The following is a 17043-nucleotide window of genomic DNA, read 5'->3' as shown; positions in this document are numbered from 1 at the left end:
TCAGAACAGGGAGCTCGCGGCAGCCCGCGCAGCCGCCACGAGCGGCGAAGGAACGATGCCGAAGAGGACGACGAAAACGCTGCAAAGGGCAAGCACCAGCTTCACGCCTGCCGGCATGGTCTCGTAGCGCTCGACCGGCTCATCGAAATACATCACCTTCACGATGCGCAGGTAGTAGTAAGCGCCGATGACGCTGGTGACGACGCCGATGATGGCGAGAGCCACCAGGTCGGCCTCGATGGCCGCGTTAAACACGGCGAACTTGGCGAAGAAGCCGGCGAGCGGCGGAATGCCCGCGAGCGAGAACATCATCATGCCGAGGCAGAAGGCGAGCACCGGATGCGTACGCGCCATTCCGGAGAGATCGTCCACAGTCTCGTACATCACGTTGCCGCGGCGCATGCCGAGAATGACCGCGAAGGTGCCAAGCGTCATGGCAAGGTAGATCGCCATATAGACGATGACGCCCTGAATGCCCTCAGCCGTGCCGGCTGCGAGCCCGATCAACGCATAGCCCACGTTGCCGATGGAGGAATAGGCCATCAGGCGCTTGATGTTGCGCTGGCCAATGGCCGCGAAAGAGCCGAGCGCCATGGAGGCGATCGAGATGAAGACGATGATCTGCTGCCATTGCACCAGGATGCCCGGGAAGGCATCGATGAACACGCGGGTGGCCATGGCCATGCCGGCCATCTTGGGAGCAGCGGCGAAGAAGGCGGTAACCGGCGTGGGCGAGCCCTCGTAAACGTCCGGCGTCCACATATGGAACGGCACAGCGGAGATCTTGAAGGCAATGCCGGCGGCCACGAAAACGAGACCGACAATGGCACCAATGCCGACATTGCCCTGCAGGGCCGTGGCGATCACCGGGAAGGAAATGCTGCCGGAAAAGCCATAGACGAGGGACGCACCGTAAAGCAGCATGCCGGACGAGAGCGAGCCGAGCACGAAGTACTTCAGGCCGGCCTCGGTCGAGCGCACGTTGTCACGGTCGAAGGCGGCAATCACGTAGGACGACAGGCTCAGCAACTCAAGGCCGATATAAAGGGCAATCAGGTCATTGGCCGAGATCACCATCATCATGCCGATGGTCGAGAGGACGATCAGGATCGGATACTCGAAGCGGCTGATACCCTCCCGGCGCATGTAGTCCAACGATAGGATCACGCCGCCGGCGGATGCGATAAGCGTCAGGGCCTTCATGAACTTGGCGAAGCCGTCGATCACGAAGGAGCCACCCATGGTCTCGACACGCTCGCTCGGCAGCATCAGCACCGCCACGAAGGTGACGGCCAGAAGCGCCAAGGCGATGATGTTCATGCCGTAGCCCGGCCGCTCGCCGCGGATGGCGCCGAACAGGACCATGACGAGGGCTCCGGCCGCCATGAGGATCTCTGGCAGCAGGGGGCCGAAAGCGGGAATGGTGAGGGCGGGGTTCATCGTGACCTCAGTGTGCGACGACAGCGGCCGTTTTCACGGTGGCAAGCGCGGCCTGAACGTTGTTGAGAAGCGATTCCGTCGGCACCGCGAAGGCGTCGAGGATCGGACCTGGCTGCACGCCGTAATAGATGATGAGCAGAATGAGCGGCGCGAAGGTGATGATTTCGCGGCGGTTCAGGTCGGTGATGGTCTGGAGCGCCGGCTTATCGAGTTCTCCGTACACCACGCGACGATAGAGCCAAAGCGCGTAGGCGGCCGAGAGGATCACGCCCGTGGTGGCGAAGAAGGCCACCCAGGTGTTGGACCGGAAAGCACCCATGAGGGTCAGAAACTCGCCGATGAAGCCCGAGGTACCCGGCAGGGCCACATTGGCCATGGTCAGGATCAGGAACACCACCGCATACATGGGCATCCGGTTCACGAGGCCGCCATAAGCCTTGATCTCGCGGGTATGCATCCGGTCGTAGATCACGCCGACGCTCAGGAAGAGCGCGCCGGAGATGAGGCCGTGCGAGATCATGGTGAACATGGCGCCCTGGATGCCCTGCTCGTTCATGCTGAACAGGCCCATGGTCACGAAGCCCATATGCGCCACCGAGGAATAGGCTATGAGCTTCTTGATGTCCTCCTGCATCAGGGCAACCAGCGAGGTATAGACGATTGCGATGACCGACAGAGCGAACACCAGGGGAGCGAAATACTCAGACGCCTCCGGGAACATTGGCAGCGACACACGGATGAAGCCGTAGCCGCCCATCTTCAGCAGGACGCCGGCCAGGATCACCGAGCCTGCCGTCGGCGCTTCCACGTGGGCGTCCGGCAACCAGGTGTGGACCGGCCACATGGGCATCTTCACCGCGAAGGAAGCGAAGAAAGCAAGCCAAAGCCATGTCTGCAGGTTCGACGGGAAGTTGAACGCCAGAAGCGTCGGGATGTCCGTCGTGCCTGCCTGCCAGTACATGGCCATGATGGCGAGCAGCATCAGCACGGAGCCGAGCAGCGTGTAAAGGAAGAACTTGAAGCTGGCATAGATGCGCCGCTTGCCGCCCCAGATGCCGATGATGAGGAACATCGGGATCAGGCCCGCTTCGAAGAACAGGTAGAACAGCACGAGGTCGAGGGCGCAGAATACACCGATCATCGTGGTCTCGAGGACCAGAAAGGCGACGAAATATTCCTTCACCCGATGCCCGATCGATTCCCACGAGGCCAGGATGCAGAACGGCATCAGGAATGTGGTGAGCAGGATCAGCGGCATGGAGAAGCCGTCGACGCCGAGCTTGAACCGGATGGTGTCGGTCAGCCAGACATGGCTTTCCACGAGCTGGAACGAAGCCGTGGCCGTGTCGAACCGTGCCCAGGCGACGAGCGACAGGAGGAAGGTCGCGATCGTCGTGGCAAGCGCCGCCCAGCGTGCGTTAGAGCGAGCAGCCTCGCTGTCGCCGCGCAGGGTCAGGATGAAGGCCGCTCCAACGAGCGGCAGGACCAGAAGGCCGGAGAGGATGCCGAAGCCGAGCATTAGTGGGCTCCCCTGAAGAGATAGAAGGTCACGAGAGCCGCAACGCCGATCAGCATCGCGAAGGCGTAATGATAGACATAGCCCGTCTGGACCCGCACAACCCCGCGCGTCACGTCGAGGACGCGGGCGGAAATTCCGTCGGGACCGAGCCCGTCGATGATGCGCTGGTCGCCCGTGCGCCAGAAGAACCGGCCGATAGCCATGGCGGGGCGCACGAAGATCGCGTCATAGAGCTCGTCGAAGTACCACTTGTTGAGCAGGAAGCGATACAGGATCGGATGATCGGCCGCGAGCTTCGCCGGCTGCTTGGCGTCGACGATGTACATGTAATAAGCCAGCACGAAGCCCAGAGCCATCATGACCGTGGGAAGCAGAGGCACCCAGCCGGGGAGATGGTGCATCTCCTCCAGGATGTGGTTCTCAGGCCGGGTGAACAGGGCACCCTTCCAGAATTCCTCGTAGCCATGGCCGAGGAATGCCTCGTGGAACACGTAGCCAGCAATGACAGCGCCGATGGCGAGCACAATGAGCGGCAGCAGCATCACCAGCGGGCTCTCATGGGGCGTGTGGTCCCCGTGATGGCCATGCTCATGCTGCGCATGATGTGCAGGCTCCACATCCCGGTTGTGATCGTCATGCTCTACGCCCTCATGAGAATGCGCAGCATGTCCATGATGGCCGTGTCCCCAGCGGGCAGAACCTTCGAAGGTGAGGAAGAACAGACGCCAGGAGTAGAACGACGTCATGAATGCAGCCACGACCGTCGCCAGGAAGGCGAAGGAGCCTGCGGTCGAGTGGGCCGCATAGGCTGCTTCGATGATCGCATCCTTCGAGTAGTAGCCCGCCGTGAACGGGAAACCGGTCAGAGCCAGGTTGCCGATGAGCATCATGGCCGTGGTGAGGGGAATATAGCGGCGCAGGGCGCCCATGTGGCGCATGTCCTGCTCATGGTGCATGGCGTGGATCACCGAGCCGGCGCCTAGGAACAGCAGGGCCTTGAAGAAGGCGTGCGTGAAGAGGTGGAACACGCCCGCGCTGTAGGCCCCGACGCCGAGCGCCACGAACATGTAGCCGAGCTGCGAGCAGGTCGAATAGGCGATGACGCGCTTGATGTCGTTCTGGACCAGACCCACGGTCGCTGCGAAGAAGGCCGTGATGCCGCCAATGACGGTGACGACGGTGAGCGCAGCCGGTGCGTATTCGAAGATCGGCGACAGGCGCGCGACCATGAACACGCCCGCGGTCACCATGGTGGCCGCGTGGATGAGGGCGGAGACCGGGGTCGGGCCTTCCATCGCGTCCGGCAGCCAGGTGTGGAGCAGGAACTGCGCCGACTTGCCCATGGCGCCCATGAAGAGCAGCAGGCAGGCGATGGTCAGGGCATGCCACTCGATGCCCAGGAAGGTGAAGTTCGCGTTCGCCAACTCAGCCACACGCGGGAAGATCGCGTCGAAGGTCACACCGTTGAACAGGACGAAGACGGTGAAGATGCCGAGCAGGAAGCCGAAATCGCCGACGCGGTTGACAATGAAGGCCTTCATGGCCGCCGCATTGGCCGAATCCTTCTGGTACCAGAAGCCGATGAGCAGGTAGCTCGCGAGGCCTACGCCTTCCCAGCCGAAGAACATCTGGACCAGGTTGTCGGCGGTCACCAGCATGAGCATGGTGAAGGTGAAGAGCGACAGGTAGGCGAAGAAGCGCGGACGGTGCGGATCCTCGTGCATGTAGCCGATGGAGTAGAGATGTACGAGAGCCGAGACGGTGTTGACGACCACCAGCATCATGGCGGTCAGCGTGTCGATCCGGAACGCCCAATCGACCTGGAGGTCGCCGACCGACATCCAATGGGCCACCTGGACCCGGGTGGCGCCGTCGCCGAAGCCAACCTGGATGAAGGACACCCAGGACAGGACGGCCGCCACGAAGAGCAGCGCGGTCGTGATGATCTCGCTCGGCCGCGGGCCGAGCACACGACCGAAGATGCCGGCGATGAGGAAGCCGACGAGCGGCAGGAAGACGATTGCGTGATACATGGTCTTTTACTTCGCCGTTCGGGCGTTAGCCCCTCATCATGTTGACGTCTTCAACCGCGATGGAGCCGCGGTTGCGGAAGAAGACCACCAGAATGGCCAGCCCGATGGCTGCTTCCGCCGCCGCAACCGTGAGGATCAGCATGGCGAAGATCTGGCCGACGATGTCGTTCAGGTGGGTCGAGAAAGCGACCATGTTGATGTTCACGGCGAGCAGGATCAGCTCGATGGACATCAGTATGACGATCACGTTCTTCCGGTTGATGAAGATGCCGAACACGCCGAGCGTGAAGAGCACGGCGGCGACGGTGAGGTAATGACCCAGTCCGATAACCATGGCGTGCCTCCTTAGATGCCCTGGCGGAAGGGAACCTTCCGCACCTCGACGGCGGTTTCCTGCGTCCGGGCGTTCTGCCTGGAAATATCCTGGCGCCGAACGCCGACCCGCTCGCGCAGGGTCAGGACGATGGCGCCGATCATGGCGACCAGCAGGATCAGGCCGGCGGCCTGGAAGAAGTAGAAGTAGCGGGTGTAGAGCACCTGGCCGATGGCCTCGGTGTTGGTCATGACGTCCGCCGACGGGATCGGAACCTGCGGAGACCGGACGAGACCCGGGTCGATGGTGTAGGTGCCGACCACCAGGACAAGTTCCAGCAGCAGGATCAACCCGATCAACCCACCGATGGGCAGGTACTGCAGGAAGCCCTGGCGGAGCGCCGCGAAATCCACGTCGAGCATCATGACGACGAAGAGGAAGAGCACCGCGACCGCGCCCACATAGACGATGACCAGGATCATCGCCAGGAACTCGGCTCCCATCAGCAGGAACAGCCCCGCGGCATTCACGAAGGCCAGGATGAGGAACAGCACCGACTGCACGGGATTGCGGGAGGCAATCACCATGAAACCGGAGGCGATCGTGATCGTCGCGAACAGGTAGAAGAAGGCGGCGGTTACCGTCATGCTCAGTTCAAGCCGCTGAAAAGCGGCCCCTTCCGACGTGGCCCCGGACAACCCGGCGGCCTGTCTATAAATTCCGAATCCAGCGGGGACAACCCGCCGGAGCTGCTTGCCCCTGCCTTCGCCGGGCCAGAGGCGTTCTACCGATAGGGGGCTGTCTTCGCGAGGTTTCTCGCGATCTCGCGCTCCCAGCGCTCCCCGTTTTCGAGAAGCTTGGCCTTGTCGTAGTAGAGCTCTTCGCGGGTCTCTACGGAGAACTCGAAGTTCGGCCCCTCAACGATGGCGTCCACCGGGCAGGCCTCCTGGCACATGCCGCAATAGATGCACTTCACCATGTCGATGTCATAGCGGGTGGTGCGGCGGGTGCCGTCGTTCCGGCGCGGACCGGCCTCAATGGTGATGGCCTGGGCCGGGCAGATCGCCTCGCAGAGCTTGCAGGCAATGCAGCGCTCTTCTCCGTTGGGATAGCGCCGCAGGGCGTGCTCACCGCGGAAGCGAGGCCCGCGATGGCCCATCTCGAACGGATAATTGAGGGTCGCCTTCGGCTTGAAGAAGTATTTCACCGTCAGGATGAAGCCTGAGATGAACTCCTTCAGCAGGAGGGATTGGGCAATGCGGTCCAGCTGCATGGCCAGTCTCCTTTAGCGGACGCCCGGCGCATTGCCGGTCGCCATCAGGATAGCCGCCACGATGACGACCATGGCGAGCGACAGGGGCAGGAAGACCTTCCAGCCGAGACGCATGAGCTGATCGTAGCGGTAGCGGGGAACCAGGGCTTTCACCATGGCGATGAGGATGAAGAGGAAGCTCGCCTTCAGCACGAACCAGATCACGCCAGGCACCCAGGTGAAGGGCGCGAACGGGATCGGCGAGAGCCAGCCGCCGAGGAACAGGATCGTGCCGAGCGCGCACATGGTCATGATGGCCACGTACTCACCGAGCATGAAGAGCAGGTACGGCGTGGAGGAGTATTCCACCATGTATCCGGCCACGAGCTCGGATTCGGCCTCCGGCAGGTCGAAGGGCGGGCGGTTCGTCTCGGCCATGGCCGAGATGAAGAATACCACGAACATCGGGAAGAGCGGCAGCCAGTACCAGCCCAGGATGCCCAGGCGGGTGTTCTGCGATTCCACGATGGCCGACAGGTTCAAGGTTCCGGCGCACATGAGCACGGTTACGATCACGAAGCCGATGGAGACCTCGTAGGAGACCATCTGCGCCGCCGAGCGGAGCGCGCCGAGGAACGGATATTTCGAGTTCGAGGCCCAGCCGCCCATGATGACGCCGTAGACGCCGAGCGACGAGATCGCGAAGATATAGAGAATGCCCACATTGATGTCGGCGATGGCCCACCCGGCATTAAGCGGTATCACCGCCCAGGCCGCGAGCGACAGGGTGCACATCAACAGCGGCGCCAGCAGGAACATGCCCTTGTTGGCCGGTGCCGGAATGATCGGCTCCTTCAGCACGAACTTCAGCAGATCGGCGAAGGACTGGAGCAAGCCCCAGGGCCCGACCACGTTCGGGCCGCGGCGGAGCTGAACGGCTGCCCAGACCTTACGGTCGGCATAGAGTGCGTAGGCGATGAAGATGAGAAGCGCGACCAGCATGAGCAAGCTCTTGCCCAGCATGATCGCGACGGCGAGGAGGATGTCCCCAAATTCCATGATCCGTTCCTCTTACTCAGCCGCCTCGAGCTTCAGCTCACGGGCGAGCGCAGAGCACTCGGCCATGACGCCGGAGGCGCGGGCAATGGGGTTCGTCAGGTAGAAGTCCTTCACCGGGCTCACGAAAGGCTCGCGTCCTAGGGTGCCGCCGACATTGGCGAGCGCCTGGATGGCCGCGAAGCTGTCAGCCGGCTGAACCGTCTCCACCGCAGCGAAATGCGGATAGGCTGCATAGAGCTTCACCCGCAGGGCATTGAGCGAGTCAAACGGCAGGCGATGGCCCAGCACGTCGGAGAGCGCGCGCAGGATCGCCCAGTCCTCACGAGCCTCGCCTGGGGCGAACGCAGCGCGGTTGGCGAGCTGCACCCGGCCTTCCGTGTTCACGTAGGTGCCGGACTTCTCCGTATAGGTTGCGGCCGGCAGGATTACGTCGGCACGGTGCGCACCACGGTCGCCATGGGTGCCCTGGTAGATGACGAAGGTTCCGGGAGCGATGTCGATCTCGTCAGCGCCGAGATTGAACAGCACGTCCACTTCGCCCTGCGCCATGGTCTGGGCGTTCAGGCCCCACTCGCCCGGCACGAGGCCCAGATCGAGGGCGCCGACGCGGGAGGCGGCGGTATGCAGAACCGAGAAACCGTTCCAGCCGTCCTTCACCGCACCGACATCGCGGGCGAGTTGAGCCACGGTGGAGAGCACCGCCAGACCGTCCGGCCGGGAGAGAGCGCCCTGCCCCACGATGATCAGCGGACGCTCGGCACCGCGGAGCTTCTCGATGAAGCTGAGGCGGCCGGAGGCCAACTCGGACAGCGTCTCGGGACCGGCGCCGAGATACTCGTAAGGATAGGTCAGGTCAGCATGCTCGCCGATCATGGCGATCGGCGGCGGAGCCGCGCGCCAGCGCTTGCGGATGCGAACGTTGACGAGCGAGGCTTCGATGCGCGGGTTCGAGCCCACGATCAGGATCGCATCCGCATCCTCAATACCGGAGATGGTAGTGTTGAACAGGTAGGAGCCACGGCCATAAACCGGCGTCAGCACGCTGCCGTCCTGGCGGGCATCGATGTTGGTGACGCCAAGGCTCTCCATGAGGAGCTTCAGGGCGTACATCTCTTCGACAGCAGCGAGATCACCCACGATGGCGCCGATGCGCTTCGGGTCCGTACCCTTCACGCGGTTGGCAATGGTGGCGAAGGCTTCCTGCCAGGATGCAGGACGCAGGCGGCCGTTCTCCCGCACGAAGGGGCGGTCGAGGCGCTGGAGGCGCAGGCCATCCACGATCTGGCGAGTCTTGTCGGTGATCCACTCCTCGTTCACTGCCTCGTTCACGCGTGGCAGGATGCGCATGACCTCGCGGCCGCGGGAATCGACGCGGATCGAGGAGCCGACCGCATCCATCACGTCAACGGAATCGGTCTTGGTGAGCTCCCAGGGACGGTAATGGTAGGCCTCTGGCTTGTGGGTCAGGGCGCCGACCGGACAGAGATCCGCCACGTTGGCCTGCAGCTCGGAGCCGAGGGCCTTCTCGAGATAGCTCGTGATCTCCATGTCCTCGCCGCGCCACAGGGCGCCGAGATCAGGCACACCGGCCACTTCGGCCGAAAAGCGCACGCAGCGGGTGCAGTGGATGCACCGGTTCATGGAGGTGCGCACCAGCGGGCCGAGGTACTTGTCGGTCACCGCGCGCTTGTTCTCGTGGAAGCGGCTGGTGTCGACGCCGTAGGCCATGGCCTGGTCCTGCAGGTCGCACTGACCGCCCTGGTCGCAGATCGGACAATCGAGCGGATGGTTAATGAGGAGGAACTCCATCACCCCTTCGCGCGCCTTCTTGACCGTCGGTGATTTGGTGGAGATCTCCGGCGGCTCGCCATTCGGGCCCGGGCGGCAGTCGCGCACGCCCCAGGCGCAGGAGGCAACCGGTTTCGGCGCGCCCTTCACCTCGACGAGGCACATGCGGCAGTTGCCGGCAATCGAGAGCCGCTCGTGGTAGCAGAAGCGCGGAATCTCCGCCCCGGCTGCTTCGGCGGCCTGGAGCAGGGTGTATTCCGCAGGAACGTCGACCTCGACGCCGTCAACGATGATTTTCGCCATCTTCAATCTCACTCCGCCGCGATCATGACGGATTCGGAATGCGGGTTCGCCGCGTAATCGTCGATCCGCTTCTCGATCTCGTGACGGAAGTGGCGGATCAGACCCTGGACCGGCCAAGCCGCCGCGTCGCCGAGCGCGCAGATGGTGTGGCCTTCGATCTGGGTCGAGACTTCGAGGAGCATGTCGATCTCGCGCTTCTGGGCGCGGCCCTCGGCCATGCGGGTGAGCACGCGCCACATCCAGCCCGTGCCCTCGCGGCACGGAGTGCACTGGCCGCAGCTCTCGTGCTTGTAGAAATAAGCGAGGCGGGCGATGGCGCGGACGATGTCGGTGGACTTGTCCATCACGATCACGGCAGCGGTGCCGAGGCCGGACTTCAGGTTCCGCAGCGTGTCGAAATCCATGTAGGCATCGGCGATCTGATCGGCCGGAACAATCGGAACCGACGAGCCGCCGGGGATGACGCCGAGCAGGTTGTCCCAGCCGCCGCGAATGCCGCCGCAATGACGGTCGATCAGCTCGCGGAAGGTGAGGCCCATGGCCTCCTCCACGTTGCAGGGCTTGTTGACGTGACCCGAAACGCAGAAGAGTTTCGTGCCCACATTGTTCGGCCTGCCGATGCCCGAGAACCAGGAGGCGCCGCGGCGCAGAATCGTGCCGGCGACCGCAATGGACTCGACGTTGTTGACCGTGGTCGGGCAACCGTAGAGGCCCATATTAGCCGGGAACGGCGGCTTCAGGCGCGGCATGCCCTTCTTGCCCTCCATGCTCTCGATGAGAGCCGTCTCCTCTCCGCAGATGTAAGCGCCTGCGCCGTGGTGGACATAGAGGTCGAAGGGGTAGCCGTAGATGTTGTCCTTGCCGATGAGCTTGGCCTCGTAGGCCTCGTCCACCGCCCGCTGAAGCGCATGGCGCTCGGCCACGTACTCACCACGAATATAGATGTAGGCCGCATGCGCCCCCATGGCGAAGGAGGCGATGAGACAGCCCTCGACGAGAAGATGCGGATCATTCCGCATGATCTCGCGATCCTTACAGGTGCCCGGCTCCGACTCGTCGGCGTTCACAACCAGATAGTGCGGACGGCCGTCCGACTGCTTGGGCATGAAGGACCATTTCAGGCCCGTGGGGAAGCCCGCGCCGCCACGGCCGCGCAGGCCGGACGCCTTCATCTCGTTGACGATCCAGTCGCGGCCCTGCTCCAGGAGGAACTTGGTTCCGTCCCAGGCGCCGCGCATCTTCGCGGCCTGAAGATCCGGCGAGTGGAAGCCGTAGAGATTGGTGAAGATACGATCTTTGTCCTGAAGCATTCCCGATCACTCCATCAGGACGTCTTGTTGTCTTCGGTCACGACCACGTCCGGCTTGCTCTCGCTCCCGTCGCGGCGTGTTTCGGCTTGGGCAGGAGGCGTACCGGCCTCCGGAGTCGTCGGGCTGTTGGGCACAGCCTCGCCGTCCTTCGTTGGCGATGCCACGTAGGACTTGCTGCTCTGCGGTGCAGGCCTTGCGCCCTCTTCCGTATGCGACTTGCCCTTGGTGGCCGTCGACGGGTCGGCGGCTTCCTTGCGATCCACCGGATTGATCGGCGTCTCACCCTCCTTCGCGCGCTTGGCCGGCGTATCGGCGGCGTCGCTCTCAATCGGGCGTCCTGCCGTGGGCTTGGCCGCCTTGGCCTGCTCAGGGACGCTCGCGACAGCGGCCGCGGCTTCACCGGTTTCGGCAGCCTTCGCCTGCTCCTCGAATCGGTTGCGCCAGGCGCCGACGAGCGAGCCGTCATAGAGCGCAGGATCCTGCAGGGTATTCACGGCCTGATGGGGCTCGGAGCGGTTGCGGCCGATCTGCGAACCCTTCTTCACAGGGCGGCCTGCGGCGAGGTCGTCGAGGAGCTTCTCGAAGTTCTCGGTCGTCAGATCCTCGTAATAGTCATCGTTGATCTGAACCATCGGGGCGTTGGAGCAGGCTCCAAGGCATTCGACTTCGAGCCAGGAGAACGTGCCATCGGGGCTGACATGGTTCTGCTCGCCGACGCGGCTTTCCAGCACTTTCCTGATGTCCCCGGCACCGCGGAGCATGCACGGCGTCGTGCCGCAGAACTGGATGAAGTACTTTCCGACCGGCTCGAGATTGAACATCGTGTAGAAGGTCGCCACCTCCATCACGCGGATCACCGGCATGTCGAGCTTCGCGGCCACCGCCTCGATGGCCTTGCGCGGCAGCCAGCCGCCCGCCTGCTCCTGAGCCTTGCCCAGGAGAGCGATCACGGCCGAAGCCTGCCGGCCTGGCGGATACTTGGCGACTTCCTTGTCAGCGAAAGCCTCGGTCTCCGGGGAGAGAACGAAGATCTCGGGCTGCATGTCTTCAGGCGCGAGCTTGCGAACGGCCATTTCTACCTCGTGCTAGCAAGGTTGGCGTGCATTGTATCCTGCCCGCCCTTCTCCTTGCTCTTAAACAAGAGCCTTATACCTAATGCTCCACCCCCAATCGCTCCAATCGGAGCTAACAAGAGGCTCAGCCCTAGAAAGGCCATACCTGCCCCCAGATCAGTTCCGGGATTTTCTGGCTCAGAACCATCGATCTGAAAGTAGGTGATTGCCCAAGCGATAGCGCCACTCATGAAAAGGGACATTACCACTGTGACTGCCACGCCGCCGATCTTAGCGATTGTGGCTATAGATTTCACCGGTCGACCTCGCCGAACACGATGTCGATGGAGCCCAGGACGCCTGCGACGTCGGCCAGCATGTGGCCCCGGCACATGAAATCCATGCCCTGCAGATGGGCGAAGCCCGGGGCACGAATCTTGCAGCGGTAGGGCTTGTTGGTGCCGTCTGACACAAGGTAGACGCCAAACTCGCCCTTCGGAGCCTCGACGGCTGTGTAGACCTCGCCCGCCGGCACGTGGAAGCCTTCCGTGTAGAGCTTGAAGTGGTGAATCAGCGCTTCCATGGAGCGCTTCATGTCTTTGCGCGAGGGCGGAGCGACCTTGCCGTCGAGCGTGGCTACGGGTCCATGCCCATCCGGCGCCCGCAGCTTGTCGAGACACTGGCGCATGATCCGCACGCTCTGGCGCATTTCTTCCATGCGGATGACCTGACGGTCGTAGTTGTCGCCGTTCTTGCCCACGGGGATGTCGAAGTCCATCTCCTCGTAGCACTCGTAGGGCTGCGACTTGCGCAGGTCCCAGGCCACGCCGCAACTGCGGACGATCGGGCCCGAGAAGCCCCATTTCCAGCAGTCGTCCAGCGTGAGAACGCCGATATCGACATTGCGCTGCTTGAAGATGCGGTTGCCGATTACGAGGGTGTCGAGATCGTCCAGCACCTGCAGGAACGGGTCGCAGAAGGCCTCGATGTCGTCGATCAGCTCCGGCTGGATGTCCATGCTGACGCCGCCGGGCCGGAAGTAGTTGGCGTGCATCCGCGAGCCGGAGACGCGCTCATAGAAGATCATAAGCTTCTCGCGCTCTTCGAAGCCCCAGAGAGGGGGTGTGAGCGCGCCGACGTCCATGGCCTGCGTGGTCACGTTGAGGAGATGCGAGAGAAGGCGCCCGATCTCGGAGAACAGAACACGGATCAGCTGGGCGCGCCGGGGAACCTGGATGCCGAGGAGCTTCTCGATCGCCAGGCAATAGGCGTGCTCCTGGTTCATCGGCGCTACGTAGTCGAGCCGGTCGAAATAGGGGTTGGCCTGAACGTAGGTCTTGTACTCGATCAGCTTCTCGGTGCCGCGATGGAGCAGCCCGATATGCGGATCGACGCGCTCGACCACCTCGCCATCAAGCTCCAGGACGAGGCGCAAAACGCCGTGCGCCGCCGGATGCTGGGGGCCGAAATTGATGGTGAAGTTGCGGATGTTATGCTCGCCCATGGGTCGCCCTTTCCGCTCCTCTAAGCCTTGGCCTTCTCGTCGCCAGGCAGCACGTAATCCGTGCCTTCCCAGGGCGAGAGAAAGTCGAAGTTCCGGAACTCCTGGTTGAGCTTTACAGGCTCATAGACCACACGGCCCTGCCCGTCGTCATAGCGAACCTCGACGTAGCCCGTCATCGGGAAGTCCTTGCGGAGCGGATGCCCCTCGAAGCCGTAATCGGTGAGGATCCGGCGCAGGTCCGGATGGCCCGAGAACAGGATGCCGTAGAGGTCATATGCCTCACGCTCGAACCAGTTCGCCGCCGGCCAGAGGCTGACAAGCGAAGGGACCGGGGTCACCTCGTCCGTCATCACCTTCACGCGGATGCGGCGGTTATGGTGAGGAGTCAGGAAATGGTAGACCACATCGAAGCGGTTCTCACGGGCCGGATAGTCGGCGCCGCAAATGTCGATGAAGCAGACGAAGCGGCACTGCGGGTCGTCGCGAAGGAAAGACGCAACCCGAATGATATCCTCGCGGCGCGAGACGATCGTCAGCTCGCCGAACGCGATGGCCCGATCCTCGATCGCCTCGCCGAGGGACGAGGCGATATGGTCGCTCAGGGCTTGGAGCTCAGCACTCATACAATGACCTTTGCTCAGCGCTCAATGGTGCCGGTGCGGCGGATCTTCTTCTGCAGAAGCAGCACACCATAGAGGAGTGCCTCGGCCGTGGGCGGGCAGCCCGGCACGTAGATGTCGACCGGCACGATGCGGTCGCAGCCACGGACCACGGAATAGGAATAATGGTAATAGCCGCCGCCATTGGCGCAGGACCCCATGGAGATGACGTAGCGCGGCTCCGGCATCTGGTCATAGACCTTGCGGAGCGCGGGGGCCATCTTGTTGGTGAGCGTACCGGCCACGATCATCACGTCGGACTGGCGCGGCGAAGCGCGCGGCGCAAAACCGAAGCGCTCGACGTCATACCGCGGCATGGACATCTGCATCATCTCGACGGCGCAGCAGGCCAGACCGAAGGTCATCCACATGAGCGAGCCGGTGCGCGCCCAGGTGATGAGATCCTCGGTCGAGGTGACGAGAAAGCCCTTGTCGGACAATTCCTCGTTAATGGAGACGAAGTAAGGATCCGTCGAGCCGACCGGCTTGCCGGTATTCGGGTCAATGACGCCGCGCGGAGCGGGAGCGACCAGGGTCGACTGGTTGTCGGAGATCAATCCCATTCGAGGGCTCCCTTCTTCCACTCGTAAATGAATCCGACCGTCAGGACTCCAAGGAAGATCATCATGGAGGTGAAGCCGAACCAGCCGAGATTCCCGAACGTAATCGCCCAGGGGAACAGGAACGCCACTTCGAGGTCGAAGATGATGAAAAGAATGGCCACGAGATAGAACCGCACGTCGAACTTCATGCGGGCGTCGTCGAACGCATTGAACCCACACTCATAGGCGGACAGCTTCTCCTGGTCCGGACGGCTGTAGGCGACGATGAACGGCGCCACGAGCAGCGCCACTCCGATCAGGAGCGATACGCCGATAAAGATGACAAGAGGCAGGTAGTCGGCGAGGAGATTCGTCATACGACACCTAGAAGGACAGGAATCCGGCCCAGGGCCGGCAATCTGCAACGCATTTAAGCCTCAGAAAGGTCTAAAACAGTCCCCTGCGACATCACGCTGATTGCGCGGGAGGCTTACCGGAGATCCCCTTCCGTGACAAGTGTTTGCACTGCCGCAAAAAGAATCATTCCAAAGTGACTTTGGCCTGCGGGACCATCTATTTTACGGGATTTTTCGGCGATGCCCGCTCTCAAGGCAGGCAGGCCATGTTTCCAGTGCAGGAGCAAAGCCGTCTGAGGACCAAAGCCTAGCTCATCAGAGCGAGTCAGGGTAAAGTAACGACTTATCATTACCGTGCAGAAGAAACATGCGTAAAATCTCTTATCCCATAACGACTTTAGCGTTTGTGTGCCTTTCACTCTGGACCGCGGGCGCCCAGGAGATGAAGCGTGATCACTTTGCCGGAGCGCCAAAAGGCCGTCTCTTCCTGACGATCGATTTGAAGGGCTCAGGGCGTAAGGATCTTCCTAACAAGGTCGAGTGGTACCGCCTGACGTCCAGCCGAAAGCTTGAGCTTGAACTCGCCATGCTGGTGCCGGTGAAAAGCCCTACCCCGATCGTCAAAGTAGGCGGGATCGACAAGAATAATGCCCCGATGGCTCCGGGCATGGCCGCCATGGCGAAGGTGCTTGAGCCCTGCAAGGGTGACCAAGAGTGCCAGAGAAAAGCCATGATGAGCTTCGGCCAGCAGATGATGGCGAATCCTCAAGCCATGGGCTCCATGAAGCAGGACGATACCCGCTTTGAAAACTGGATGGCTGACCATCGCGGCCCTTGTGCAACAGGCACCCTGGTCGTGCAGGACGAAGGCGACGGCATGAATATCTCCCCGCCCGATCCCGTCAAACCTTACAGATTCAAAAGAACCGGCAGGCTAGAGCTTTCGAACCAAGATAGGGAGTTTATGGACAAAGTATGCCAAGTAGAAATCTCGGTTGATCGTCAGGCCGGCCTCCTGAGCCTCCGCCTGAAAGGGCTTAACATTCCCGTTCCGGTTCAAATGTCGGGCCAAGCCTATACATCCGAGAAATCGGTGTTGTTCCTGGAAGGGCAGAGCGAATTCGAGGTTCTTGACCAGAATATCGATATCAGCTCACCGTCGTGGACGGGCCAGAGCAGGTTTGAGAAGGCAGGCATCGTGTCCCACAACTCAGGCCAGACCGTTGCCCCCATGACTGGCACTCTTACCTGGCGGTTTGTGCGAGATTAAGGATCGCTGCGACTGAATCCTGGATTAAGCTAGGCTCGCGACAAAGTTCGCTGTCCGGATCCATCTCCATCAAGAGGTCGCTCTTTCAGCGGCCTTTTCTGCCTTTCGGTTGGCTGCGGCCTCTGCGCGGCTGGCGGCCGTCTCTGCCTTGGCCTTGGCTTCGCACTTAGCCCGAATCTCGTCCAACTCTTCCTGGGTCAGGTGTTCGATACCGATAAACACGTTCTGGGCGGCACTGGCCCGGATCAGCTCGTCAAGCTTGGCTTGGATCGCAGCCCCATCCCGGTTCTGAGTGTTCTGGATTAGGAACACCATCAGGAAGGTAATGATGGTCGTTCCTGTGTTCACGATGAGCTGCCAAGTGTCGGAAAACCCGAAGAATGGGCCCGAGAATGCCCAAACCAGGATCACCAGGAGGCAGAACCCGAAGGTGATCGGCCGGCCAGTGACCTGGGCGACCCAATTGGAGAAACTGGTGAACCATCTGGACGTCGACATAGAATAAGGCCTCGCATTTTCCCCTTGATAACGTCCAGCTTTCGCAAACAATTCCAAGCTGGAAGGAGAATACACTGCCAAGCCGAAAGTGCAGAATGGGAGCAACCCATCGAACTGACGCGCGGCCGAGCATATGAACCCCAGT

Annotated in this window: 16 protein-coding genes; 1 reads left to right on the top strand and 15 read right to left on the bottom strand. The window is 62.1% G+C overall.

Annotation, left to right across the window (positions count from 1 at the left end; translation table 11 throughout):
- The 14 genes from nuoN to I2H36_RS03875 all read right to left on the bottom strand — a co-directional run bounded on the left by nuoN (position 1) and on the right by I2H36_RS03875 (position 15151).
- Entirely contained in the window at positions 1-1440 is a 1440-nt protein-coding gene (nuoN, locus tag I2H36_RS03940; protein WP_196262529.1) for an NADH-quinone oxidoreductase subunit NuoN, read from the bottom strand.
- Between the two features lie 7 nt (positions 1441-1447).
- The gene (locus tag I2H36_RS03935; RefSeq protein WP_196262528.1) at positions 1448-2959 is read right to left on the bottom strand and encodes an NADH-quinone oxidoreductase subunit M; all 1512 of its coding nucleotides are present in this window, start codon (positions 2957-2959) and stop codon (positions 1448-1450) included.
- Positions 2959-4992, bottom strand: a complete 2034-nt coding sequence (nuoL, locus tag I2H36_RS03930) for an NADH-quinone oxidoreductase subunit L (protein WP_196262527.1) — start codon at positions 4990-4992, stop codon at positions 2959-2961. The genes I2H36_RS03935 and nuoL overlap by 1 nt, the downstream gene beginning before the upstream one ends.
- A 25-nt stretch (positions 4993-5017) precedes the next feature.
- On the bottom strand, positions 5018-5326 hold the full coding sequence (nuoK, locus tag I2H36_RS03925) for an NADH-quinone oxidoreductase subunit NuoK (RefSeq protein WP_027316571.1): 309 nt from the start codon (positions 5324-5326) through the stop codon (positions 5018-5020).
- A gap of 11 nt (positions 5327-5337) precedes the next feature.
- On the bottom strand, positions 5338-5952 hold the full coding sequence (locus tag I2H36_RS03920; RefSeq protein WP_196262526.1) for an NADH-quinone oxidoreductase subunit J: 615 nt from the start codon (positions 5950-5952) through the stop codon (positions 5338-5340).
- 137 nt (positions 5953-6089) lie between these two features.
- Positions 6090-6578 (bottom strand): NADH-quinone oxidoreductase subunit NuoI, encoded by a 489-nt coding sequence (nuoI, locus tag I2H36_RS03915; protein WP_183451378.1) that lies wholly within the window; start codon positions 6576-6578, stop codon positions 6090-6092.
- A gap of 12 nt (positions 6579-6590) precedes the next feature.
- Entirely contained in the window at positions 6591-7616 is a 1026-nt protein-coding gene (nuoH, locus tag I2H36_RS03910; protein ID WP_196262525.1) for an NADH-quinone oxidoreductase subunit NuoH, read from the bottom strand.
- Positions 7617-7628: 12 nt separating this feature from the next.
- Positions 7629-9707, bottom strand: a complete 2079-nt coding sequence (nuoG, locus tag I2H36_RS03905; protein WP_196262524.1) for an NADH-quinone oxidoreductase subunit NuoG — start codon at positions 9705-9707, stop codon at positions 7629-7631.
- A gap of 8 nt (positions 9708-9715) precedes the next feature.
- Positions 9716-11017, bottom strand: a complete 1302-nt coding sequence (gene nuoF / locus I2H36_RS03900) for an NADH-quinone oxidoreductase subunit NuoF (protein ID WP_196262523.1) — start codon at positions 11015-11017, stop codon at positions 9716-9718.
- A gap of 14 nt (positions 11018-11031) precedes the next feature.
- Entirely contained in the window at positions 11032-12090 is a 1059-nt protein-coding gene (gene nuoE, locus I2H36_RS03895) for an NADH-quinone oxidoreductase subunit NuoE (RefSeq protein WP_196262522.1), read from the bottom strand.
- Positions 12091-12382: 292 nt separating this feature from the next.
- Positions 12383-13573 (bottom strand): NADH-quinone oxidoreductase subunit D, encoded by a 1191-nt coding sequence (locus I2H36_RS03890; RefSeq protein ID WP_196262521.1) that lies wholly within the window; start codon positions 13571-13573, stop codon positions 12383-12385.
- Between the two features lie 20 nt (positions 13574-13593).
- Positions 13594-14196: an NADH-quinone oxidoreductase subunit C gene (locus tag I2H36_RS03885; protein WP_196262520.1), complete on the bottom strand. Its 603-nt coding sequence runs from the start codon at positions 14194-14196 to the stop codon at positions 13594-13596.
- A gap of 14 nt (positions 14197-14210) precedes the next feature.
- Positions 14211-14795 (bottom strand): NuoB/complex I 20 kDa subunit family protein, encoded by a 585-nt coding sequence (locus I2H36_RS03880; RefSeq protein ID WP_196262519.1) that lies wholly within the window; start codon positions 14793-14795, stop codon positions 14211-14213.
- On the bottom strand, positions 14786-15151 hold the full coding sequence (locus tag I2H36_RS03875) for an NADH-quinone oxidoreductase subunit A (protein WP_196262518.1): 366 nt from the start codon (positions 15149-15151) through the stop codon (positions 14786-14788). Before I2H36_RS03875 ends, I2H36_RS03880 begins: the two co-directional genes overlap by 10 nt.
- Positions 15152-15497: 346 nt before the next feature.
- Here I2H36_RS03875 and I2H36_RS03870 point away from each other — a divergent pair, with 346 nt between their 5' ends.
- Positions 15498-16400: a hypothetical protein gene (locus tag I2H36_RS03870; protein WP_196262517.1), complete on the top strand. Its 903-nt coding sequence runs from the start codon at positions 15498-15500 to the stop codon at positions 16398-16400.
- 69 nt (positions 16401-16469) lie between these two features.
- Here I2H36_RS03870 and I2H36_RS03865 read toward each other — a convergent pair whose 3' ends face one another.
- Positions 16470-16898 carry a low affinity iron permease family protein gene (locus tag I2H36_RS03865; protein WP_196262516.1) on the bottom strand — a complete coding sequence of 143 codons (429 nt, stop codon included), beginning with the start codon at positions 16896-16898 and terminating at the stop codon, positions 16470-16472.
- Positions 16899-17043: the final 145 nt, after the last annotated feature.

The sequence above is a fragment of the Microvirga terrestris genome (assembly GCF_015694425.1).
Lineage (GTDB): Bacteria > Pseudomonadota > Alphaproteobacteria > Rhizobiales > Beijerinckiaceae > Microvirga > Microvirga terrestris.
The sequence above is the reverse complement of the archived record's forward strand: the minus strand, read 5'-3'. Positions and strand labels throughout refer to the sequence as shown.